The sequence below is a fragment of the Nocardia sp. NPDC050718 genome (assembly GCF_040654235.1).
GTDB lineage: Bacteria > Actinomycetota > Actinomycetes > Mycobacteriales > Mycobacteriaceae > Nocardia.
The window spans coordinates 213954-236072 of record NZ_JBFAHQ010000001.1 but is presented as its reverse complement, the minus strand read 5'-3'; the positions used below and the strand labels follow the sequence as shown (position 1 = coordinate 236072).

Annotated in this window: 19 protein-coding genes; 11 read left to right on the top strand and 8 right to left on the bottom strand. The window is 70.8% G+C overall.

The genetic code is table 11. The features are described 5' to 3' along the window. The first annotated feature begins 171 nt into the window (after nt 1–171). Both AB0H54_RS01080 and AB0H54_RS01075 read left to right on the top strand, forming a co-directional pair. Complete coding sequence (locus AB0H54_RS01080; protein WP_357341944.1) at nt 172–1248, top strand: hypothetical protein; 1077 nt, start codon at nt 172–174, stop codon at nt 1246–1248. Beyond that, nucleotides 1245–2210, top strand: coding sequence for a hypothetical protein (locus tag AB0H54_RS01075; RefSeq protein WP_357341942.1), 966 nt, complete (start codon nt 1245–1247; stop codon nt 2208–2210). The genes AB0H54_RS01080 and AB0H54_RS01075 overlap by 4 nt, the downstream gene beginning before the upstream one ends. A gap of 70 nt (nt 2211–2280) precedes the next feature. Here the strand turns inward: AB0H54_RS01075 and AB0H54_RS01070 are convergent, their stop codons facing one another. The 3 genes from AB0H54_RS01070 to AB0H54_RS01060 are packed head-to-tail and all read right to left on the bottom strand — an operon-like array spanning nt 2281 to nt 4324. After that, nucleotides 2281–3351 (bottom strand): DUF3068 domain-containing protein, encoded by a 1071-nt coding sequence (locus tag AB0H54_RS01070; RefSeq protein ID WP_357341940.1) that lies wholly within the window; start codon nt 3349–3351, stop codon nt 2281–2283. After that, a complete protein-coding gene (locus AB0H54_RS01065) occupies nt 3348–3518 on the bottom strand; it encodes a DUF2613 domain-containing protein (RefSeq protein WP_218718357.1) in 171 nt (56 codons plus the stop codon). Before AB0H54_RS01065 ends, AB0H54_RS01070 begins: the two co-directional genes overlap by 4 nt. Before the next feature lie 29 nt (nt 3519–3547). Further along, nucleotides 3548–4324 (bottom strand): hypothetical protein, encoded by a 777-nt coding sequence (locus AB0H54_RS01060; protein WP_357341938.1) that lies wholly within the window; start codon nt 4322–4324, stop codon nt 3548–3550. Between the two features lie 84 nt (nt 4325–4408). Between AB0H54_RS01060 and AB0H54_RS01055 the strand changes: the two genes are divergently transcribed. Continuing rightward, entirely contained in the window at nt 4409–5020 is a 612-nt protein-coding gene (locus tag AB0H54_RS01055) for a TetR/AcrR family transcriptional regulator (RefSeq protein WP_355275237.1), read from the top strand. 306 nt (nt 5021–5326) lie between these two features. Here the strand turns inward: AB0H54_RS01055 and AB0H54_RS01050 are convergent, their stop codons facing one another. From AB0H54_RS01050 to AB0H54_RS01035, 4 genes are all read right to left on the bottom strand, one after another. Continuing rightward, nucleotides 5327–7144 carry a serine/threonine-protein kinase gene (locus AB0H54_RS01050; RefSeq protein WP_357341936.1) on the bottom strand — a complete coding sequence of 606 codons (1818 nt, stop codon included), beginning with the start codon at nt 7142–7144 and terminating at the stop codon, nt 5327–5329. 18 nt (nt 7145–7162) lie between these two features. Beyond that, on the bottom strand, nt 7163–9982 hold the full coding sequence (locus tag AB0H54_RS01045) for a hypothetical protein (protein ID WP_357341934.1): 2820 nt from the start codon (nt 9980–9982) through the stop codon (nt 7163–7165). Next, nucleotides 9982–11781: an HSP90 family protein gene (locus tag AB0H54_RS01040; protein WP_357341932.1), complete on the bottom strand. Its 1800-nt coding sequence runs from the start codon at nt 11779–11781 to the stop codon at nt 9982–9984. Before AB0H54_RS01040 ends, AB0H54_RS01045 begins: the two co-directional genes overlap by 1 nt. A 93-nt stretch (nt 11782–11874) precedes the next feature. Then, entirely contained in the window at nt 11875–14637 is a 2763-nt protein-coding gene (locus AB0H54_RS01035) for an AAA family ATPase (protein ID WP_357341930.1), read from the bottom strand. 122 nt (nt 14638–14759) lie between these two features. Between AB0H54_RS01035 and AB0H54_RS01030 the strand changes: the two genes are divergently transcribed. The 8 genes from AB0H54_RS01030 to AB0H54_RS00995 all read left to right on the top strand — a co-directional run bounded on the left by AB0H54_RS01030 (nt 14760) and on the right by AB0H54_RS00995 (nt 21260). After that, nucleotides 14760–15095 carry a hypothetical protein gene (locus AB0H54_RS01030; RefSeq protein ID WP_357341928.1) on the top strand — a complete coding sequence of 112 codons (336 nt, stop codon included), beginning with the start codon at nt 14760–14762 and terminating at the stop codon, nt 15093–15095. Next, nucleotides 15092–15607, top strand: coding sequence for a YceI family protein (locus AB0H54_RS01025; RefSeq protein ID WP_355275248.1), 516 nt, complete (start codon nt 15092–15094; stop codon nt 15605–15607). Before AB0H54_RS01030 ends, AB0H54_RS01025 begins: the two co-directional genes overlap by 4 nt. A gap of 105 nt (nt 15608–15712) precedes the next feature. Next, nucleotides 15713–17068 carry a hypothetical protein gene (locus AB0H54_RS01020; protein WP_357341926.1) on the top strand — a complete coding sequence of 452 codons (1356 nt, stop codon included), beginning with the start codon at nt 15713–15715 and terminating at the stop codon, nt 17066–17068. Between the two features lie 104 nt (nt 17069–17172). Next, complete coding sequence (locus tag AB0H54_RS01015; protein WP_357341924.1) at nt 17173–17964, top strand: TIGR03084 family metal-binding protein; 792 nt, start codon at nt 17173–17175, stop codon at nt 17962–17964. Nucleotides 17965–18300: 336 nt separating this feature from the next. Beyond that, on the top strand, nt 18301–18984 hold the full coding sequence (locus tag AB0H54_RS01010) for a hypothetical protein (protein ID WP_357341923.1): 684 nt from the start codon (nt 18301–18303) through the stop codon (nt 18982–18984). Continuing rightward, nucleotides 18981–20186 carry an L-2-hydroxyglutarate oxidase gene (gene lhgO, locus AB0H54_RS01005; RefSeq protein WP_357341922.1) on the top strand — a complete coding sequence of 402 codons (1206 nt, stop codon included), beginning with the start codon at nt 18981–18983 and terminating at the stop codon, nt 20184–20186. Before AB0H54_RS01010 ends, lhgO begins: the two co-directional genes overlap by 4 nt. Nucleotides 20187–20254: 68 nt before the next feature. Next, nucleotides 20255–20728 carry an SRPBCC family protein gene (locus tag AB0H54_RS01000; RefSeq protein WP_355275258.1) on the top strand — a complete coding sequence of 158 codons (474 nt, stop codon included), beginning with the start codon at nt 20255–20257 and terminating at the stop codon, nt 20726–20728. Nucleotides 20729–20738: 10 nt separating this feature from the next. Beyond that, nucleotides 20739–21260 carry a ribonuclease H gene (locus AB0H54_RS00995; protein ID WP_355275260.1) on the top strand — a complete coding sequence of 174 codons (522 nt, stop codon included), beginning with the start codon at nt 20739–20741 and terminating at the stop codon, nt 21258–21260. A 91-nt stretch (nt 21261–21351) separates the two neighbouring features. On the opposite strand, the gene AB0H54_RS00990 is transcribed toward AB0H54_RS00995, so the two are convergent. Then, nucleotides 21352–22107: a hypothetical protein gene (locus AB0H54_RS00990; protein ID WP_357341921.1), complete on the bottom strand. Its 756-nt coding sequence runs from the start codon at nt 22105–22107 to the stop codon at nt 21352–21354. Nucleotides 22108–22119: the final 12 nt, after the last annotated feature.

The window sequence follows — 22119 nt, the reverse complement described above, 5'->3', positions numbered from 1 at the left end:
GAGCTTTGCTGACTCAACCCAGTCGACTACCCGTTTGTTCCGGCCCGTGCCCCGGTTCACTGACGGCGAACATTCGACCGTCCCGACCAGGGCTTGTCCTGGCTCCGCCCGGTGTGACAGCATCAGCGCCATGACTGATCGAATCGAGTCCTCCCGCGCCTGATGCGCGACGTGACCGGGACGGAATTGCCCGGATCGCCGACCTCCCTGTTCGACCACGCGATGCGCCTGCATCGAGAATCACCCGACGCGCCGCTGGAGCGGAGCGGAGATCCCTACCCGGATGAGTCGTGGCACGGGTGCGGGGACACACCACCCCGACCGAAAGATCGACGGACCTCAGGTCTCGACCTCGCGGCCCTGCTCGACGCGCATTTCGCCGATCCCGACAGCACGCCTGCCGACCTGGCCGACGCGTGTCATCAGGTGCACGTCCCGCTGTTCCGGACCGAGCATGTGGTCGCCGCGGCCCGGCGGGTGGAGATCGAGCGGGTCCGTCGGACCGGCCGGTGGCTCGTCCGGCGGGGCACCGATCGCTGTGCGGTGACGATTGGACTGGCACTGCTCGAAACCGCGCCCGAGGGCGGCGACATCCCGCTGTTGCAGACGATCGGGCTGTTGTCGGAGGGTTTCGGTTCGCTGGTGGCGGACACGATGGTGCGTTGCCGGGGCGGATTGTCCGGACTGCTGTGGCTCGGTGACCGCGTCGATGGTTGGGGCCGTGTCACTGTCGTCGAAAAGCTGTGCGCCGCCTACGGTCTGCGCGCCCGGGATTGGCTGTTGCGGCGATCGTGCAACGGGGAGTACCACAACCAGTACTTCGCGGCGGACGTCGCGATTGCGGCCGACCTCGCCAGCGCGATCACCGGCGACGACCCCGATCTCGACCTCGTCCACCACACCGGTGTCCTGCTGTCCGCGATGACCGACTGCGCGGGAATGGGTCTCACGCTCGACGAGTATCCGGCGGCGCCGAACGTCCTGACGGCGCACTCGAAACATGTGGCGCGCCTGGCACCGACAACCCATCGCTACGGGAATCTGGCGAACCTCGCCGACTACCTCCGGCGGCCGTCGACACGGGAGTGGCGGGGCCGGGAGCAGGCGATCGACCGGTACCTCACCGTGCTGAACCAGCCGGAATGGGAAGCGACCGCGCGAACCGGCTTGGCGCGGGGCGATTTCCGGGTGCTGTGGCTGCGGCAGGCGGTCGGCGCGCGGCTCGACCTCGCACCCTTCACGTCATGACGTCGCCGGTTTCGCTGTTCGACCACGCGATGCGCCTGCATCGCGAGTCGCCTGATGTGCCGCTGCCGCAAGAGGGGTATCCCTTTCCCGACGATCCGTGGCACGGATTCGACGCCACCCCTTCGCGTTCCGGGCATTGGAGAGCCGAGGGCATGGAGCTGGCCGCGCTGCTCGACGCGCATTTCGGTGACCCCGTACGGTCACCGGCCGACCTGGCCGCGGAGTGTCACAGCGTGCACGTCCCGCCGTACCGGAACGAGCATGTGGCGGCCGCGGCGCTGCGGGTCGACGCCGAGCGGGTGCGGGCGACCGGGCGCTGGCTGGTGCGCCGGGGAACGGACCGGTGCGCGGTGTGGATCGGGCTCGCCCTGCTCGGCACCGTGCCCGACGACGCCGACATTCCGCTGTTGCGGACGATCGGGTTGCTGTCGGATGCCTTCTCGCGCTTGGCCGTCGACGCGTTGGCGCGGTGCCGGGACGGGACCGCCGCGCTGCTGTGGCTCGGCCCACGGGTCGACGAGTGGGGGCGGGAGATCGTGGTCGAGAAGCTGTGCGAGCACCCAGGTTCGACCGTCCGGGACTGGTTGTTGCGCAATTCGTGCCGGGGCAATTATCTCGACGGGTATGTCGCCGGGAAGGTCGCGATCGCGGCCGACCTCGCCACCGCGATCACCGCCGACGACCCCGATCTCGACCTCGTCCACCACACCACCGTGCTGCTGTCGGCGATGACCTACTGCGCGGGAGCGGGTCTCACGCTCGACGAGTATCCGGCGGCGGCGCGGGTGCTCGACGCGCACTCGCGACAGGTCGCGCGCTTGGAGCCGTCGACCGATCGCTACCGGCACGTGGGCACCCTGGCCGACTACGTGCGGCGCGCGGAGCCCGCCGGGTGGGAGCGGATGAGCGAGCGCTATCCGGACCTGCTGAACCGGCCGGACTGGGCCGCGTACGCACCGTGAAACAACGCCGTGAAACAACGAAGCCTCCCCGGAGTGATCCGGGGAGGCCGCGCTGTGCAGGGGAACCGAGCTAGAGGTTCGTGGTACGGATCTGTTCGGTGGGCGGGTCGTAGGTGCGACGACCGGTGGAGCCACCCGAGCTCAGGACGCCTAGGACGGCGCCGGCGATGAGCAGGATCGCGCCCAGGATGCCCAGGATGATCGGCAGGGTCTTGCCGAACAGGTCGAGCTTGTCGAGGCTCTCCTGGGTGACGGCCATCTGCGCCTCGATGGTGTCCTCTTCGAAGACGAGGTGCGCCTTCAGCGCGGTGACGTCGACCTGGTTGGCGCTGCGGCCGTAGAACAGGTGCAGCTGCTCGCCGCCCTTGATGACCGCGCCGGTCCGCGGCTCCACCCACACCTCGCGGACGTTGGTGTAGAAGCGGAGCATGGTCACCTCGCCGTCGCCCTCGAGGCCCCACTTGGCCGCGGGCAGGGTCAGCTTGCTGGTCGCGGTCGGCGCGACGTCGTGCAGGCTGGTGACCGGGATGGACTGCCGGAACAGGTAGACCGGCATCCCGTTGATCTCCGTCTCCTCGACGAAATCGATCGGGAAGGTGGCGCGGGCGTTCAGGTCGAAGTACGGGTACGACTTCTTCTCGGTGCCGATCGGGAAGCGGTACTGCAGGCCCTGGCGGTTGGTGGGATCGGCCACCGACGCACCGGACTTGTCGACGTTGACCGCGATCGAACCGTTGGGCGAGGTCGACACCGGCTCGCCGGTGAAGCGGTCGATGGTCACCCGGTCGACCTTCGCGTCGAGCACGCCGGCGTCGCCGTCGCGGTCGTCGCGGCGCAGGGTCTGGCCGGCCTGGACGGTCATCTCGTCGGCGCCGGACGGCTCCTGGACCGTGAGGAAGCGCTGCGAGGAGACGGGGACGTTGTCCACCTTGGCCGCGCCGTCGGGCGAGACCAGGGACTTCGAGTCGAGCACCATGCTGGGTTCACCCGGCACGCTCTTGGCGATCGTGGTGACCTCGAGGTCCAGCGGGGTCTTGGCGACCTTGTCCACGGTGTAGGTGGGGATCATGACAGCGGCGGCGAGCAGCAGCGCGCCGAGGCCGACGAGAATGCAGGCGATGAGCCTGCGCCCGTTGCTCATCGGCTGCCGTACTGCACGTTGCCCAGCACCGAGGAGCCGGGATCAGCGGTGGTCTCGGGAGCGGGGATCGAATTCTGTTGCGCGCCCGCGGTGATGCCGAGCACGGCAATCACCCCGAGGATCGCGCCGGCCAGGCCACTGACCAGGCCGGGGACGGCAAACTTCATTGAACGAAACTCCAATACGTGGCGTCGGCTCAGGCGACGGAGAAGAACCCGAGGGTCGGGGCGAACGAGCAGGTCCGGTCACCGTCGGCGGTGGTCGTGGTGAGCGAACCGGTGATCACCGCGGCGACCCGGCCCGCGCCGGTGTCGGCGATGGCGGTCAGGGTGGCGGGCCCGTCCGGGTTGATCCCGGCCGCGGTGGTGAGCGGCTGGGTGCCCGTCCGCCGGTTGTCCAGGTTGATCCACTGCACCGTCATCGGCGGGTTCTGCACGACGGTCGGCGTCTTGGTACCCAGCGCGGTGAACACGAAACCGGTCTGGCCCGCGGCGGGCCCCGGCGGCGGCAGCTCGGCCGGGCCGGGTACGGCCAGCGCGGTGCCGACGGAATCGGAGGTCGGGCCGATGCAGCCCTTACCGATGGTCGGGTAGAGGAACTGGGCGATCCGCGGGCCGTCGGACGGCGGGAGCTCGGGGCCGCCACCGCCGCTGCCGTCGAGGAAGGTGATGACCTTCTCGAGGGTCGCCTTGACCTGCGCGGGAATGCCGGGCGTCGCCAGCAGCACGCGGGCCTGAGCCAGGATCGCGGCCTGCGCGCCATCGGCGATGGGGGCGGGCGCGGAGATGGCGCTTACGATCGACGGTGCCAGCGCGGCCAGCGTCTCGGAGGGAACGTTCTCCGCGATCGCCGGGACGCTCGGCTGAGCCGCAGGCCGCGGGGCAGCCATGGTCGACGCCGGTGCGGCGAGTGAGGCACTCACCGCTAGTACGAGAGCGGACAATGCGGTCCGCGAGCCTCGGGTGCGCAGCACTGGTCAGCCGTCCTTCTTTGTGGGGATTGGTTGAAGCAGCCCGGAAATGTAAGTGTGATCCCGGGTTTCAGATACATTGGAGAGGTGACTACAGCGGACAGACGGTATGGGGGTCGTACAGTCGTCGCGCGTAAAGCCGAACGGCGCCAGCGGTTCCTGGAAGCAGCGACGCGAATCTTCGCCGAACGCGGGTACCCGACGTGCTCGCTCGCCGAGGTGTGCGCGGCGGCGGGCCTGTCCAAGCGGCAGTTCTACGAGGAGTTCGAGACCCGCGAGGACGTGCTCATCGCCGCCTACGACCGCATCCAGGACGACGCCGCGGCCGCGGTCGTCCAGGCGGTGGTCGCGCACACCGAACCGGAACCCGCGCTGCGGGCCGGCCTGGGGGCGTACCTGGAATCGCTCGGCTCCGACCCGTACCGCGCGCAGGTGGCGCTGATCGAGGTCGTCGGAGTCAGCGATCGGATGGAGAACCATCGTCGCGCGCGCAGGCATGCCTGGTCGGCGCTGATCGAGACGGCGCTGGCGGCCAAGGGGGTGCGGCTGCGCGGCGACGCGGAGCTCACCACCGGCCTGCTCACCGGCGCGGTCAACGGCGTGGCCCACGAATGGCTGCTGCGCGAGTCGCGGCCACCGGTCGGCGAACTGGTCGACCTGCTGACCGCCGCCGCGCTCACGCTGGTCGACTGGGGCTGATTTCGGCGCAACCGTCGGGAGGGTGGCAACATCGCGCACTTGCCGCTCGCTCAACACACTCCCTCTCCGGACATTGTGAGACCGGACGGCTTCACAGTGTGGGACGAGAGTCTGGCATAGTAGTGACCCAGATAGCAACGGCTGGAAAGTTGAGATCGGCATCACCAGGGGTGATGTATTGGTCGAAAGTCCAGACAAGCTCGTGGTGGTAGTGAACCACCACCGGCCGCGTACGGTGTCCGCTTCGCCGTTTCGCTCCCGTTTCCACATGGTCGGCAAACGACCGGCAATCGACATCGCGGGTGGTCAGGACTTCCGCAGGAACCCGGTGATGGTGCCACCGAGCAACCCTGGCGTGCGGTAGGTGAGGGTGCCGTTCGAGCCCATGGTGACCGTCGAGGTCGCGCCGTCGTCCACACAGCCACTCGCGCTCTTGCCGGTGAGTTTCGCCTGGAGGACGAGGCCGTCGGTGGTGGCCTCGACCAGGGTTTCCGAGCGCTCGCAGCGCTCGCCGGAGAGCACGCCGGTATTCGACGCGGTGGCGACCTTCTGCCCGACCTTGCCGTCGTCGATGGTGAGGGTGATGTCGAACTGCACCGGCCCGTCGACAGCCCGCCCCTGCCAGCTCCCCACGAACGCGGCGGGGACGGTCGACACCGGCGCTCCGGTGGCGGGTGGGAGCTCGGAACCTCGGTGGCTGGTGGAGATCGACGTCGAGTTCGCCACGCTATTGCCGTCCGATCGGTCGCGCAGCTGGACCCCGATCAGGAACGCGCCCCCGGCGACCGCCAGCGCCACGACCACCGCCGCGGCCACCAGTGCGTTGCGCCCGCGGCGCGCGGGCGGGCGCAACGCCTGCCCGGGCGCGGAAGTACCGCCGGTGAGGTCACCGGCGGGCCGACGGACCGTCGCGTACCCGGCCTGCGCCGGCCCACCGCCGGCGAAGGACGTATGCCCGCCGAAGCCCGCAGCCGTGCCCTGTCCGTTGAACCCCGACCCGGACCCGGGCAGCTGCGTTTGTCCGCCGAAGCCCGCAGCCATGCCAGGCGACGACGCCGGGCCGGCGACGCCCGCAGCCATCCCGGGCGACGACGCCGGGCCGCCGAAGCCCGCAGCAGCACCTGGCAGCGGGGTCTGCCCACCGGAGCCCGTGAGGCCGGGGAAGGATGCCTGGCCGCCTGTGTTCGACCATGTCGGGGGGAGCGCTGCGCTGGGTCCGACAGGTGGGTCGGCCGGGCCGGAGTCGAGGTCGAGCAGGATGACCGCGCGCCTGCTGACGTCCTCGAGCACGGCCGGTGGTAGCCAGCCGGTGCGCTCGGGCAGGCCGATGGCGGTGAGCTCGGCGAGGACCTGCTGCGGGGTGGGGCGGGCGGCGGGGTCCTTGGCGACGCAGGCGGCGACCAGCGGACGCAGGCGCGCGGGCACGCCCTCGAGGCGCGGTTCCTCGTAGACGATGCGAAACAGCATCTGCACGATCTCGGCGGTGCCGAACGGGCCGTGGCCGGAGGCGGCGAAGGTCAGCACGCCGCCGAGCGCGAACACGTCGCAGGCGGGGCCGAGCGGTTCACCGGTGACCTGCTCCGGGCACATGAAACCCGGTGAGCCGATGACCTTTCCGGTGGTGGTGAGCGCGGTGTCCTCGACGGCGCGCGCGATCCCGAAGTCGACCACCTTGGGCCCGTCGACGGCGAGCAGCACATTCGACGGCTTCAGATCGCGATGCACGATGCCGACGCCGTGAATGGCCACCAGCGCCTCGGCCAGCCCGTGCCCGAGCGCGAGCAACGACGGTTCGGTGAAGGGCCCGAACCGCGACACCGCGTCCGAGAGCGCGAGTCCGGCGACGTAACCGGTGGCCAGCCACGGCGGATCGGCGTCGACATCGGCGTCGAGGACTGGCGCGGTGCAGGCACCGCCGACCCGCCGCGCGGCGGCCACCTCCCGGCGGAACCTGGCCCGGAATTCGGGGTCGCCCAGCAGATCCGGCCGGATCACCTTCACCGCGACCGTGCGTCCGCCCGCGTTGCGGCCCAGGTACACCTTGCCCATGCCGCCGGCGCCGAGGACGCCGAGCAGCCGGTACGCCCCGATCTGGCGTGGATCGTCGCTGCCGAGCGGTTGCATCGCGTGGAGTCCTTCGAATCAGCCGAGTCTGGAGCGGGTTTCGGTCAGCAGGGTGGTGAGCAGGCCGTAGGCGGGGTGGGTGTCGTCGAGTTCGGCGACGGCACCGGCGAGGACCTTCTCGGCCTCGGCGGTCCGGTCGAGGTCGAGCAGGATCCTGGCCTGGTCGTAGTCGGCCCGCACCGCCCGATCGATGACCTCGATCGCGCGGAACCCGGCGGCGGCGGCTTCGGCGCGCGGGAGGGCTTCGGGGAAACGATAGGCGGCGTGCAGGATTCGGGCGGCATTGTGGTCGAGCCTGGCCCGGTGCCAGCACAGCAGATCGGCGTCGGGGCCGGTGGCGGCGAGCGCCGCCAGCGCGGCGTCGGCGACCTCGACGGCCGCGACCGCGCCCGCCGAATCACCGGACCAGTGCAGGGACAGCGCGGCGCTGTAGCGGCAGTAGGCGACCCGGATCGGATCGTCGACCCGCGCCGCCACCTCGGCGGCGAGGCGGTAGCGTTCGGCGGCCTCGGCGTCGCGGTCGAGTGCGTCGAGCAGGTCGGCGGTCTCGGCCAGGACGTACGCCTCGTCACCGAGATCCTCGACGGCCCGGTCGAATTCGATGATCGCGTCGTACACGGCGAGCGCCTGATCGGGCTCGCCGAGCGAGCGGTGCAGACCGGCCAGCAGGTAGCGGCAGCCACGGGCCGCGCCGCCCGCGCCCGCGCCGTCGAGCGCGGTGATCGCCGCTTCCGCCTGCTCGGCGGCATCGAGCAGCTGCCCGGTGGCCCGGTAGGCGATGGCCAGATCCCATTGGGCGTACGGCAACTGGGGCAGACCGGCGGGTGCGCCGATCGCGATGGCGGTGAGCAGCTCGCCGACCGCTTCGGCGGGACGCTCGAGCAACAGCAGGAGATCGCCGCGACGGGCGAACAGGGCCGTCCGGAAACCGACGCGGGTGTCCGCGTCGAGCAGCGGCAGCGCCTCGTCGGTCGCGGCCAGGGCGGCGGTGAAATCACCGGCGGCCCGGTGGATTCCGGCCAGGTAGTACAGCGTGGTCGCGGCCCGGAACGGCAGGTTCGCCCGGCGGTAGGCCGAGATCGCCGTCCGTGCCGCGACATCGGCGTCGTCGATCCGGGAATTGTTCTCGGACAGGAAGAGCCGCTGCTTGGCGGCATCACCGATCAGCTCGTCGTCACCCGAGGCGGCGGCCTCGGCGTCGGCACGGTCGAGCAGTTCGGGGAGCTCGGCGGAGGCATCGTCGGGCAGCAGGCCACGGTCGTACAGGTCGAGCAGACCGCCGGACAGCCGCAGCACGGCGTTGCCCCGGACCGCAGGATCGGCCGACGCGCCCAGGTGCGCGAGCGACGCGCGCAGCAGCGGTGTCGCTTCGGCGGGATCACCGTGCCTGCACAGGTGCACGCCGAGCCTGCCGAGACCGATCTGGCGGTGATCCTCGTCGCCTGCGGCGGTGTAGTGCTCGATCGCGCGGCGCAGCAGGGATTCGGTCGCGAGACAGTCGTCGCCACGGGCGGACTCGCGCGCGAGCACGGCCGCGCGCCTGCCCGCCAGCAGCGGATCGGTGGGCTCGGCGTCCTCGGTCAGGCGCTGGATCAACGCCGTCACCTCGGTGGTGGCATCGCGCTGGAGGCCCGATTCGGCCCGTTCGATCAGCTCGGCGGTGGTCAGCGCGGGGAGTTCGATCGGGGCGGGCGCCTGCTCGACCGGCACCCGGTGCACCGCGGCGGCCGACAGCGGCAGCTGGTCGACGATCGGCGCGCTCGCCAGCACCGCGTGCACCAGTTCCGTCTGGTGGGTGGTGCCGTTGCGCCGATCGAATCGCGCCGCGATCGCCAAGGCCTCGGCGGTCAGTTCCGCGCGCAGGGCGCGCGCGGTCGATTCGGCCGCGGGGCGGTCGAGATGCGCGGGCCGCCGGACGACGGTGTCGCCGTGGCCCGCGTCCTCGACGGTGCGCAGCAGCAGCGCGGCCGCGGCGGCGAAGTCCATGGCGGCGGATGGATTCGGCGACCGGTCGAGCCAGCCGAGATGCCGGTCGAGCAGTTCCAGGCCGCGGGCCTGGTTGCCGGACAGCGCGCAGAACTCGAGATGGCTCGCGATGGCCCGCAGGTCCTGCGGCTTGGTGCGCAGCACCCGGTAGGCCCGGCGATGCGCGTCGCGCGCCGCCTCGAGCTGGCCGGTGCGCAGGTAGGGCAGCAGCAGCGCGGTGAGGATCAGCTGGGGCTGCTCATCGCAGTTCAGCTCGCCACGCAGGACCGGGGCGGCCAGGTCGACGGCCTCGGCGTCGCGACCCCGGCTCGCCAGCCAGGCGACCTTGCCGGTCGGGTCACAGCCGGCGCAGTCGGAGTTCTCGTCACGCGGTGTGGTGCACCATCTCTCGTACCAGCGCTCGGCCTCGTCCAGCTCGCCCAGGTGCTCGGTGACATAGTGCCGGTAGGCGTACACCGCCTGCGGGCTCTGGCCCTCCACGCGGTAGCGCTGCTCCATCTGGTCGAGCGCGGCCAGCGCCCGATCCTTGGGCACCTCGGGGAAGTTCGTCATCGCGCGCACCGCGAACTTGAAATCCCAGCGCAGCGATCCCGCCACCCAGTCGTCGTAGGCGCCGGGTTCCCGGTCGTAGTCGGCCAGGCAGCGGGCGAACGGGACGAACAGCTTGGCCGGGCTCATGCCCTGGGCGTAGGCGGCGATCAACCGCATCCGGGTGTTGAACGCGATGTCGGTGTGCCCGCCCGCTTCGGCGTGTCGCAGGACCTGTTCCAGCAGTGCGTCTTTGGCGTCGCCGTAGGGCATGTGACCGGCCTGGGCGAGCAGCCGCCACAGGTCGTCGGCGGACTCGGACATCAGAGCTCTCCCTGCGGATCGTGCACTGCCCAGTCGAGCAGCCCGACGAACGACTTGTTCAGCAGCGCGGTGTCCACCGGCCGCATCGGATGCTGGCCCTGGAGCAGTGCCTGGCTGTAGAGCGCCTCGACCGCCATGGTCACCAACCGGGTGTCGGCGAGCCCGGCGATGCGGCGCACCAGCGGATTACGGTGATTGAGCACCAGCTGCGGCCGGTCGCCGTCCTGACCGGAATCGAAGGCGCCGAGCACATCGGCCCACAGTTCGTCGGCGACCTGGCGGGTGGCCCGCAGTTCGGCGCGATGCTGGGTGTCGCGGTCGAGCAGGTACAGCGCCGACAGCGAAGGCGGATCGAACGTGCGCAGCGCGACCTCGCAGTCGAGCCGGTCGAGCACGCGCTGGGCGGTCGTCAGGAAGGGCCGCAGCGCGAGTTCGGTGGCCGGGTCGACCAGGTCGAAGTGGGTCGCCAGGGCGGCGGTGTCCAGGCGGGTCACCTGGATCTCGGGATCGAGCGCGGGCAGGCGCTCCAGGATCTCGGTGATGTAGGTGTAGCCGCCGTTCACCAGGCCGAGGCCCTGCGCGGCCGCCACCCCGCCGAGCTGGCGGAATTCCTCCACCGACGGCGTGTAGCGCATGCCACCGAACCGGCGGCGGAACTCCGCGAGCGGGATCTGCCCGGCATTGGTCTCCACCGGCAGCCAGCGGTCGACCAGCCGGAGCATGTCGTCGTCGTGCAGGGCCAGCGCCTTCACGCCCAGGTCGTGGACGCGCAGGAAGCGGGCGAGCGCGGCCGGGTCGGCGGTGGACAGCTCCACCAGCCAGTCCCTGATCTGCCCGCCGAGCGACTCCCTGGTGGATTCGAGCAGGTCGTCCTCGTACAACGCCTCCCGGCTCGCGGTCGGCCGCAGCTCGGTGGTGTCGACGACGCAGCGCACGAAGAACGCCCAGTCGGGCAGCAGCCCGCTGACGCTCTCCGCCAGCAGCATCCGCTTGAGATACACCCGGTGCCCGGCCTTGGCCGCCGGGTTGACCGGCTGCGGAAGCACGAACGCCACGCCGGTGACGCCGGATTCGGCACAGCTGAGATCGAACGTGGCGAACGGCGTGAAACCGAAGGTGTCCTCGGCGTAGGCGGCGAGCGCGGCCTTGCGGTCGTCGGGAGTGGGGTGGTTCGCCCGCCACGGCACCTCGGGCTCGGTGACCGAGCGCCCGTCGACGGTGACCTCGAACGGCAGCAGACTGCCGAACAAGGCGGCCAGCTCGGTGACGGTGGCGCCGGTGAGCCACTGCTCGGCGCCGCGCCGGGGCGTCAGGATCACCGTGGTGCCCGGTTCCTCGCGTTCCCGCGAGGCGGGCTCGACCCGGTAGCGGCCGTCGGCGAAGCCGGTCCAGCGCACCGTCGGCCCGCCGCGCGCGGAGCGGGTGAGCACGGTGACCTCGTCGGCGACCAGGAAGCACGAGAGCAGGCCGATGCCGAACTGGCCGAGGAACTCGTGCCTGGCGAAGCCGAGATCGTCGCGTTTGCCGCTGCGGCCGATGGTGGCCAGGAAGGTGTGCACCTCGGCCTCGGTGAGCCCGATACCGGTGTCGTGGATCCTGATGCTGCGGTCGCCGGTCCGGTCGGCGGTCTCGATCCGCACGCTGAGCTGCGCCGACGGGTCCAGCGTCCGGCGCGCGGTGCTCGCGTCGACGGCGTTCTGCATCAGCTCGCGCACGTACACCCGCGGGCTGCCGTACAGGTGGTGACTGAGCAGGTCGACCACACCACGCAAATCGACCTGGAATACCTGTTCCACCACCGGTCCCCTCCGAGCACGAGCACTACTTGCCCGGCCACTGTAACCGCAACTTCGCACCGCGCACCGACCACGATGTCAGGGGCGTGACCTGCGTCAGCGGGGGTCGCGGGCGAGTTCGGTGCGGTTGGTGACACCCAGTTTGGCGAGGATGTTGCGGACGTGGGTTTCCACGGTGCGCTCGGAAAGAACCAGACGCGTGGCGATTTCGCGATTCGTCAGGCCCGCCGCCGCGAGATCGCGGACTTCCCGCTCGCGCGGCGTCAGGGGATCGGCGGACCGGGTGGCGGCGGCGATCCTGGTCAGCAGGGCGTCGGCGGCGGCCAGGCGGTACGGCATGCCGAGCCTGCGGAACCCGGCGGCCGCCCGCCCCGCTTCGGCGCGCGCGGCGGCGAAGTCGGCGCGGGCGAGCTGGGTGCGGGCCAGGCCGAGATGGCCGAGCGCGACGAAGGGCCGCGCGCCGATCCTGGCGTCCATCGCCAGACCGCGCCGGTACAGCTCGACGGCGGCGTCCAGGTGCCCGGCCACGCGGGCGTTGTCGGCGCGGACCCGGGCCAGCGAGCTGACGCAGATCAGCGCGCCGGTGCCGTCGGCGGAGTAGTACCGTTCCTGGCCCGCCAGGGCGCGGTAGACCCGGTCGGCGGTCTCGGCGTCGTCGAGGAGTTCGGCCACCAGACCGACACAGAACACGGTGCCCGCCCAGCGCGCGCCGATCTCCAGGGTGTCGGGGAGCTCGCGGAACGGCGCGAACAGGGCCGTGGCCTCGTCGACGTCACCGGCGAGCGCGTGCATCAGCGGCGCGAAGAGCTGGGCGATCGGGATCTTCGGGGCGAAGGCCAGCGACTCGACCGCGGCGGTCAGCTCGGCGCGGTCGATGTGGCCGACGATCACCGCGTACATCCCACGGAACGCGTGATGCAGCCCGGCCAGCGAGAAGTCGCCGATGGCCAGCGCCAGTTCATAGGCGGCACTGTCGAATTCGAGGGCGGCGGCGAGGTCGCCGACGAGGACCGCGCGGGTGGCGCGCAGGCGCAGCAGGTGCCACCGGGCGATCGGCAGCCGACGGCGTTCGACCAGCAGCGCGATGTGGTCGAGGGCGCTGTCGAAGGCGGTGAGGTCGCCGCGTTGCAGGCTCGCGTCGGCGGTCCACACGTGTCCCCAGAGCTGGGCGAGCGGTTGTTCGGCGTCGACCGCGAGCTCGATCGCCTTGGCGGCCAGGGTGGTTCGCTCGTCGAGGTAGTCGGGCGCGGCCAGGGACAGGTGGCGGGCGTGGATGGCGTCGAGCGCGACATCGGGGTCGGTGGAGTGCGCGGCGGCGCGCATGGCCTGCTCGGACAGCGTCCTGGCCGCCGCGCCCGCGCCGCGATCGGCGGCCGACAGGGCGTGCCTGGCCAGGATCCGGGCGATCAGGTCGTCGTGGGTGCCGGGCTCGAGCTGCCGTAAGGCGGTGGCGCACAGCTGGTCCAGCTGCGTCATCACCGTGGGCGTGGTGACGCCGTGCACCACGAGCGCGGCCTCGGCGAGCAGGTCGGGACGGGCGGCCCGCTCGGCGAGGGCGGCGGCCTGGACACAGTGTTCGAGGCTGTCGGCGATCCGGCCCGCCGCGAACTCGTCGCGGGCGAGGTCGAGGAGCAGCTCGGCGCGGTCGGCCTCGGCGGCGGTGGCGCCCGCCGCGTCGATCGCCCACTGCCCGAACCGGATCGCCTCCGGATAGGCCGCGGCGGCCCGTGCCGAGCGGGCCGCGCGCCGCGACCAGCGCAGGCCCGCCGGTGATTCGGCGCCTGCCGTCGCCTCGCGCCACTGCGTCGCGATCGCCCCGGCGACAACGGCGTCGGGACCGCCACGCGCGGTCAGCGCTTCCGCCGCCACGCGGTGCAGGGCGGACCGGCGCGAGGGTGTCAGGTCGGCGTACACCGCGTCCCTGATCAGGGCGTGGGTGAAACCGGTCGTGCCGTCGTCGAAACGGCGGACGATGCCCGCCGCGGTCGCGGCGTCGATGGCGTCCGGCACCCGCGGGCATACCTGCGCCAACAGGTCGGCGTCGATGCGTTCACCGAATACGGCGGCGGCACTGAGCACGTCGACGGTGTCCGGCGCGAGCCGGTCGAGCTGTGACAGCACCAAACGGCGCACCGCGGGCACGGACAGCACGTCGCCGTTGCCGGACTCGGCGGCACCGGATTCCAGGACGAGCCGGACCAGCAGCGGATTGCCGTCGGTGCGATCGCGCACCCGCGCGGCGAGATCGGCGGACAGACCGCGCTGTTCGAGCCAGTAGCGCACCTCCGGCTCGGAAAGCCCCGGTACCGACAGTGATCGGGCATTCGGCAGCCGCAGCCACTCGGACTGGTGCCCGAGCAGGGTCGCCCCCGCCGGTTCGCGCGCCGTGCCGACGATGAGCAGCTCGGCGCGCGCCGTCTCGCCGGCGACGTGGGTGAGCAGCGCCAGCGAGGTCGGGTCGGCCCAGTGCAGATCCTCGAGCACGAGCAGCAGGCCGGTGCCCGCGGCCGCCGCGGTGAGCACGTCGACGACCTCGGTGCACATCCGGAAGCGCTGCGCGGCCGCACCGCCACCGGGTTCGCTGACCGTATCGAGGGCGGCGGCGAGTTCGGGCAGGTCGCGGGCGGCCCGGCGCCACGGCCACAGCGGTGGCATCCCGGCGTCGTCGAGCGCGTTGCCGCGCGCCACTCGCAGCCCCGACTCCGCGGCCAGCTCGACGGCGCGTTCCGCCAGCCAGGACTTGCCGATCCCGGCCGCACCACCGACCAGCACGAACCGGCCTGCCCCCGCGGCGGCGGACAGCACCGCCGCGCGCAGCCGCGCGATCTCCTGATGCCGTCCGACGGCCGGAGTCTGCATCGCACCAGTATCGCGCCTACGGCGAAGTTCAGTACCGCGGATACGTACCGGCACTGATCCGGACGCGCCCGCGCGCGGCGATCCTTGAATCACCGAATTCCCCAGGTCAGGAGCTGAAAATCATGTACGCACACCTTGTCTGGTTCGACCGGCCGCGCACGGCGGGCGAACTGGCGGCCGCCGACTTCGCCGCCGCGAACCGCATCCGGCCCGCCCTGGCCACCGTGCCGGGCCTGCTCGAGTACTACGAACTGCGCCGCGCCGACGGCTCCGGCGTGGTGATCGGCATCGGCGAGTCCGAGGAAGCGCTGCACGCGGTGCGCGCGGCCATCCTCGCCACCGAGCTGCTGCCGGACGAGGACCCGGCGCTGCTGCCCGGGCCCGACCGGGTGGAGATCTACCCGGTGCTGCGGCACCACGACACCGCCGCCATCTACGCCGCGGGGGCGACGTCATGAACTGGATCATGCTGGGCGAGCGCGAGCGCACGGACTGGGTCGCCGCGCCGCAGCGGTGCACCGCGCGGTTCCGGGTCGGCCACTTCGGGCGGCGGACCGTGCACGGGACGATGCCGGTGCTGGCCGGCCGGCTGACGGTCGGTCCCGCCGGGCAGCCCGAGACGGTCAGCGGGGTCGTCGACCTCGCCGCGATCGACACCGGCAACGCCCGGCGCGATCGCGATCTGCGCAAGCCGGGGCTGCTGGATCTGGACCGGCACCCGCGGATGAGCTTCGTCGCCGACGACATCACGGGCACCGATGGGGAGTGGCGTGTGGCGGGCGTGGCCACCGTCCGCGGCCGGGACATCCCGCTGGTCTTCACCGTCACCCGGTTCGACCTGACCGCCGACACCGTGGCCGTCAGCGCGGAAGCCGTGCTCGACCGCAGGGCGATCGGGGTGAAAGCACCGGAATTCCTGATCGGGCGCTGGGTGACGATCGAGGTTCACGTCGTGCTGCGGCCGGGGTAGATACCGCCCTCCGCCGTTGACACCCCGTCGCGACCGGTCAGAATGTGATTGCCTTATCCTCACGTTCTTCACGTTCTTCGCGCGTCAGCACTAGGGGGCTCCACGATGACCACACTGGCCTCCGGACTCTTCATCGATTGGGAAGAGCTGACGGGGCAGTCGAAATTCGTGGTCGAACTGGTGAGCTTTCCGATCTTCTGCGCGGTGGCGGGCTGGCTCACCAACTGGACCGGCGTGCTCATGCTGTTCTGGCCGCTGCATTTCAAGGGCTTCCGGGTACCGATGCTGCACGTCCTGTATCCGTATCTGCCACGCCGGGTCCAGGTGCTGCCGACCTTCTCCGGTGACGGGCGCCAGCTCGGTTTCCAGGGCTTCATCCCCGCCCGCTCCGAGAAGATGGCGAGTATCTGCGTCGACAAGGCGCTGATGCGCATCGGCAGCCCGCGCGATTTCATCCATGAACTCGATCTGGACGGCATCGGCGACTATCTCGCCGAACGGGCCCGCGACCAGGTGCGGCCGATCGTCGACGAGATCATGTACCGGGAGAATCCCGATCTGTGGCGCTCGCTGCCACGACCGGTGAAGCAGGCCGTCTACCAGCGGGTCGACCGGCAGCTGCCCGCGCTGGGCAGGCGCGCGTTCGCGAGCCTCGGCGACAACATCGACCAGCTGCTCGACGTCAAGAACTTCGTGATCAGGTACCTGGAGAAGAACCCGACCATTCTCAAGGACCTCACCACCACCATCGCCGCGCCGGAACTGAAGTTCATGGTGCGGATCGGCCTGCTCGGCGCGCCGTTCGGCCTGGTGCTGGCGCTGTACCTGCACGTGCACTCGCAGATCCCGTTCTGGGGGCTGGTGCCCGCGTGGGTGATCGTGCTGCTGGCCTCGGCCGCGATCGGCGTCATCGTAAACGTCATCGCGATCAAGATGGTGTTCGAGCCGGGCGACCCGCAGCCGCGCTACAAGTACCTGTGGCGCCAGGCCCTGCTGGCCAAGCGGCAGCCGCAGGCGGCGACCGACCTCGCGCACATCCTGGCCTACCAGGTGCTGACCGTGGAGAACCTGTCCAACGAGCTGCTCGATGGGCCGAACGGCGACAAGACCAAGCAGTTGATCGAGCGGGTCGTCGCCGAGGAGATCCAGCACCAGCTCGGCCCGACCGCGTTCATGGTGCGCGCGGCGATCGGGCGGAAAGGGTACGACAACCTCGCCATCTCCGGCGCGGGCGCTGGCATGAGCCTCGCGCCGGAAATGGTCGACGACGAGAAGTTCGTGCTGGAGCAGGCGAAGAAGATCGACGAGTTCGCCGATCGCAAGCTGCAGAAACTCACGCCGGGCGAGTTCATGGAGATGTTCTATGCCGCGGTGGAGCAGGACGCGTGGCTGCTGTACCTGCACGGTGGTGCGCTGGGCGTCGTAGTCGGCGCGGTCCACCTCCTCATCTTCGGCTGGTAGCGGCAAATAACAAGCACGCGTGCTTGCATTTTTCTCGGGCCGCTGAGATTCTTGGTGACGAGGCGCACCCGTACCGGGTCGCGCCACGATCGGCAAGGGAACAGATGGCTGACCTCGCAGCGCTCCTCGACGACTTCGCCGCCGAATGCGCGGATCTGGAAAACCTGGTCGCACCGCTGACCTCCGCGCAGTGGCAGACCACCACCCCCTCGCCCGGCTGGGACATCACCACCCAGATCGCCCACCTGACCTGGACCGACGAAGTCTCCAAGCTGGCCGCCACCGACGGTGACACCTTCGCGAAGCTGCTGGCCGAGGCAGCGCCCAAGATGTTCACCTTCGTCGACGAGGCCGCCGAAGAGGTCGCGCAGACCCCGCCCGCCGAGTTGCTCGTGCGCTGGCGCTCGGGCCGCGCGGCCCTGATCGCCGCGCTGGCCGCCGTGCCCGCGGGCACCAAACTGCCCTGGTTCGGCCCGCCGATGAGCCCGGCGTCGATGATCTCCGCGCGGATCATGGAGACCTGGGCGCACGGCCAGGACGTCGCCGACGCGCTCGGCGTCGAGCGCACACCCACCGCCCGGCTGCGCACCGTCGCCCACATCAGCGTCCGCACCCGCAACTACGCCTACACCGTGCACGGGGAATCCGGTCCCGCCGAGGAATTCCGGGTGGAGCTGACCGCGCCCGACGGCAGCCTGTGGACCTGGGGTCCCGAGGACGCGAAGCAGCGCGTCACCGGTCCGGCCGTCGACTTCTGCCTGGTCGCGACCCAGCGCAGGCACCGCGAAGACACCGCCCTGGTCACCGAGGGCCCCGACGCCGAACACTGGCTCGGCATCGCCCAGGCCTTCGCCGGTCCGCCCGGGGCGGGCCGCGAAGCAGGCCAGTTCGCCTGACCACACGTTTCGAACAGGCGAGCGTCAGTCTCTGAGCGCCATTCGTGCCGACTGCCCCGGACTTCGTTGGCCGGGGGTTGACCTCCGTGGCAGTCGTGAACGACGCTCGCCTGCTTCGGAGGGGTACCCCGCGGCGCGGTGTGAGAAACAACCGCGACCCCCGGGCACGGCGCTGACCCGCACTGATAGGTCGGTTGTCCAGATGTGGTCCTGATCTCACCGGCGCCGGTGCTAACAACAGCTAGCACCGGCGTACCGTGGAAATCAGCGCGTGGCTTTCAACGATGCGGGCCCCGTTCCCTCGGGTTCACCCACAGGTACAGGAAGGACCGCATCGTGACCGCTCACCGACCCGCTCAGATCGCGCGTCTGTCCGCCACCGTCATCGCCGGCGCCGCCAGCCTCTGCCTCACCGTCGCCGCGGGCGCCTACATCGTCAACCACATGCCCGAGCTCGCGCCGCCGCGCGCCGACGACACCGCGGCCCCCGCCGTGCCGCCGGGATCGGGCCACCACCGCCCCGCCTTCGCCGAGGACTCCGCGCCGCGCGCGAGCAGCGATCTCGTCGAGCTCGCGATGTCGACCGAGCGCACGGTGCCCGCCGTGACCAGGACCCCGGTGACCGCACAGCAGTCGGGTGTCGGCGCGACCCCCGACAGCTCGGCGCTGGCCGGACGGCTCAAGATCGGCACCACCTACGTCGGAGCGCAGGTCGCGCCCGCGCGCACCGACACCATCGCCTTCACGGTGGACACCAACCTGGTGACGATCGCGTCGAAATACCTTGGCCTCACCGCCGACCCCGCCGGGGTGACCGCGCTGCGGACCGAACTCGACACCCGCCGCGGTGAACTGGTCTTCGTGCTCTCCGATCCCGGCCTCGGCAGCCACACGCTGCGCGTGGAACGGGTGCAGAAGCCGGGCACCGAGCCCGCGCCGGTCGAGTCGGCACAGGCCGGCGACGAGACCGCCGCACCGACCACACCTGCCGACGAGGCGCCGACTACCGTCGGCGTGTGAGTTCTGGCGGCACCGGGCGCGGTGCGTACGACTTCTGCGTGCTCGGCGGCGGCATCGTCGGCGTGGCGACCGCGCATCGCCTGCTGACCACCCACCCCGGCGCGAGTCTGGTGCTGGTGGACAAGGAGTCGAGCCTCGGCGCGCATCAGACCGGGCACAACAGCGGCGTCATCCACTCCGGAATCTATTACCCACCCGACAGTTTGAAGGCCCGGCTGTGCCGCGCGGGCGCGCGGTGGACCAAGGAGTTCGCCGCCGCCAACGACATTCCGTTCGAGGTCTGCGGAAAGCTGCTGGTGGCCACCGATTCCGCCGAGCACGCGCGGATGCTCGACCTCTACGAGCGCTCCGTCGCCAACGGCGTCGAGGTGGAAGCGATCGACGCGGCCGAGCTGGTGCGCCGCGAGCCGCGGATCACCGGCGTCGGCGCGCTGTTCGTGCCAGCCACCGGCATCATCGACTACGCGAAGGTGACGGCCGCGCTCGCCGATCAGGTGGTGGCCATGGGCGGGCGGATCGCGCTCGACACCGTCGTCGAGGCGATCAGCGAAACCGATTCCGCCGTCACGATTTCCGGCCCGGCCGCGACGTTCACCGCGCGCACGCTGGTGGTCTGCGCCGGCTTGCAGGCCGACCGGATGGCGCGGATGGCGGGCATCCGCACCGACTTCCGCATCGTCCCGTTCCGCGGCGAGTACTACCGGCTGCCCGCCGAGCGCGCCGAGCTGGTGCGCACGCTGATATACCCGGTGCCCGATCCCGCGTTGCCGTTCCTCGGCGTCCACCTGAGCCCGACCATCGACGGCGAGCTGACCGTCGGGCCGAACGCCGTGCTCGGGCTGGCCAGGGAGGGCTATCCCAAGGGCAGCGTGAACGTGCGGGACGCGGTCGACGTGCTGCGCTTCCCCGGCGTGCACCGGGTCGCCCGCACGCACCTGCGGACCGGGGCGCGCGAGCTGCGCAATTCGGTGTTCAAGCGGGGCTACCTCGCCGAATGCCGTCGCTACTGCCCGGAACTCACGACCGCGGATCTGCTGCCGCATCGCGCGGGCATCCGCGCCCAGGCCGTGCTGCGCGACGGCACCCTGGTGCACGACTTCCTGATCGAGCGGACCCCGCGCTCGATCCACGTGCTCAACGCACCCTCACCTGCGGCGACGTCGGCGATGCCGATCGCGGAGTACCTCGTCGACCAGCTCTGAGCGGCAATCCGGCCAATAAAGAGGATATTTGTAGTAATTTTGAGCCCATCCGTGATCAGGGAGGGCCGATGGGCCACATCAGGTATGCGTGTGACGTCGGCGCACCCGTCGACGCCGCCTTCGCCTACGCCGCGAACTTCCGCTTCGTCCCGGACTGGATGTCGGGTGTCACCGGCATCGAGCCAGACGGCGAACCCGACCAGGGCCTCGGCGCCGCCTTCGTGCTGAAAGTCCGGCTGTTCGGGGTGATTCCGCTGCGCTCGACCTGCGAGATCACCGAATATCGGCGCAACGCGGTGATCGGGTATACCCTGCGTGGGCGGGTATACGGAACCGTGACACTACGGTTCGATCCGCTCGGCTACGAACGGTCGGTGCTGACCTCCGAAGCCGACTATCCACCACCACGCGGTGTGTTCGGCCGCCTGTGCCACGGCCTCGTCGACGCGGTCGCGAGATCGGCACTGCGCCGGACGGAGTCGCGGTTGCGAAGGGAGATAGAGGCATTCCACGGTACCGATCTTGTCGGCCGCATCGCCTAGGGTGGCGGTCATGATCATCGTGAGCACCGACGGGTCCTGCCTGCGCAATCCCGGTGGTGCCATCGGCTGGGCCTGGGTGAACCACCAGGGCCCGGCGGACAGCGGGGGAGCGGCGACCGGCACCAACCAGATCGCCGAGCTGCGCGCCGTACTGGAAGCCATCCTCGCCCACCCCGGCGCCGAGCCGATGCTCATCGAGAGCGATTCGCTCTACGCCATCAAATGCGCCTCCGAGTGGATCACCGGCTGGCGGCGCAACGGCTGGCGCACCTCCACCGGTGGCGCGGTGAAGAACGTCGAGATCATCAAGCAGATCGATCGGGCCATCACGACCCGCGAGGGCCCGGTGCGTTTCCGCTGGGTCCGCGGGCACGTCGGTAACTATTTCAACGAACAGGCCGACACTCTGGCAGGCGCGGCCGCCCGCGAGGCCGCCGCCCGCCCGGCGCAAGTCGCCGAACCCACCAGACCGCGGACCACGGGGAAGCCGGTCGAGCCGGCGGCGCCGTCCGGGACACTCACCCTGTTCTGAGGCGCCGACGCGACCGGAGTTGGTCCGCACGAAAACGCCTCCGGCGGCAGAGTCGCTCTGCCGCCGGAGGCGTTCGCCGATTACTCGTCGATCAGTTGCCCGGCGTCGGCGCGGGCGCCTGCGGGGTCGGCACGGTCTGGCCGGGGGCGCCGCCGCCGGGGACCTGGCTGCCGTTCTTGAGCAGCGGCGAGTCCAGCTTGCTGACCAGCCACTTGCCGTCGTCGGACTTCTCGAGGGTCATCTCGATGGCGAACATCATCCGGTCCGGTTCGGTCTGGGTGAAGTTGGTCCGGTACTGGGTCATGGTGACCATGGCCTTGACGTCCTCGGTGCTACCCGAGATGTAGGCGCACTGCACGTCCTCGCCGCGGGACTTCACCTGGGCCTGGACCATCGCGCCCTTGAGCGCCTCGCTGGCGTCGCTGAATTCCTTCAGGTAGTCGCCGGTGGCCCCCGCCTTCATCGAGGCGATGTAGCCGTCGAGGTCCTTGGAGTAGTCGTAGTTGGCGAGGATGTTGCCGTAGTCGCAGGCCGCCTTCGTCGACTCCGCGATGGCATCGAGCTTGTCGCCCTTGTCGCTGCTCTGCAGGAAGAACACCACGGCCGCGGTGGCCGCACCGAGAGCGACCACACCGGCCACACCGGCGGCGATCCAACCCGTCGAGCTCGATTTCCCGGCCGACGCGGGCGCCGGCGCCTGCGCTTCGGGCACGGTCGCCGCCTTCACCGTGGGGGCGTCCGTTTCGGGGGTGGCCGCGGCGCCCTTGACGGTCGCGTCGGCCTTGGCCAGATCGGGCTTATCCGCCGCGGCAGCTTCCTTCTTGCTCTCGGCGTCGTCGCTGGTCATCGAATCAATCCT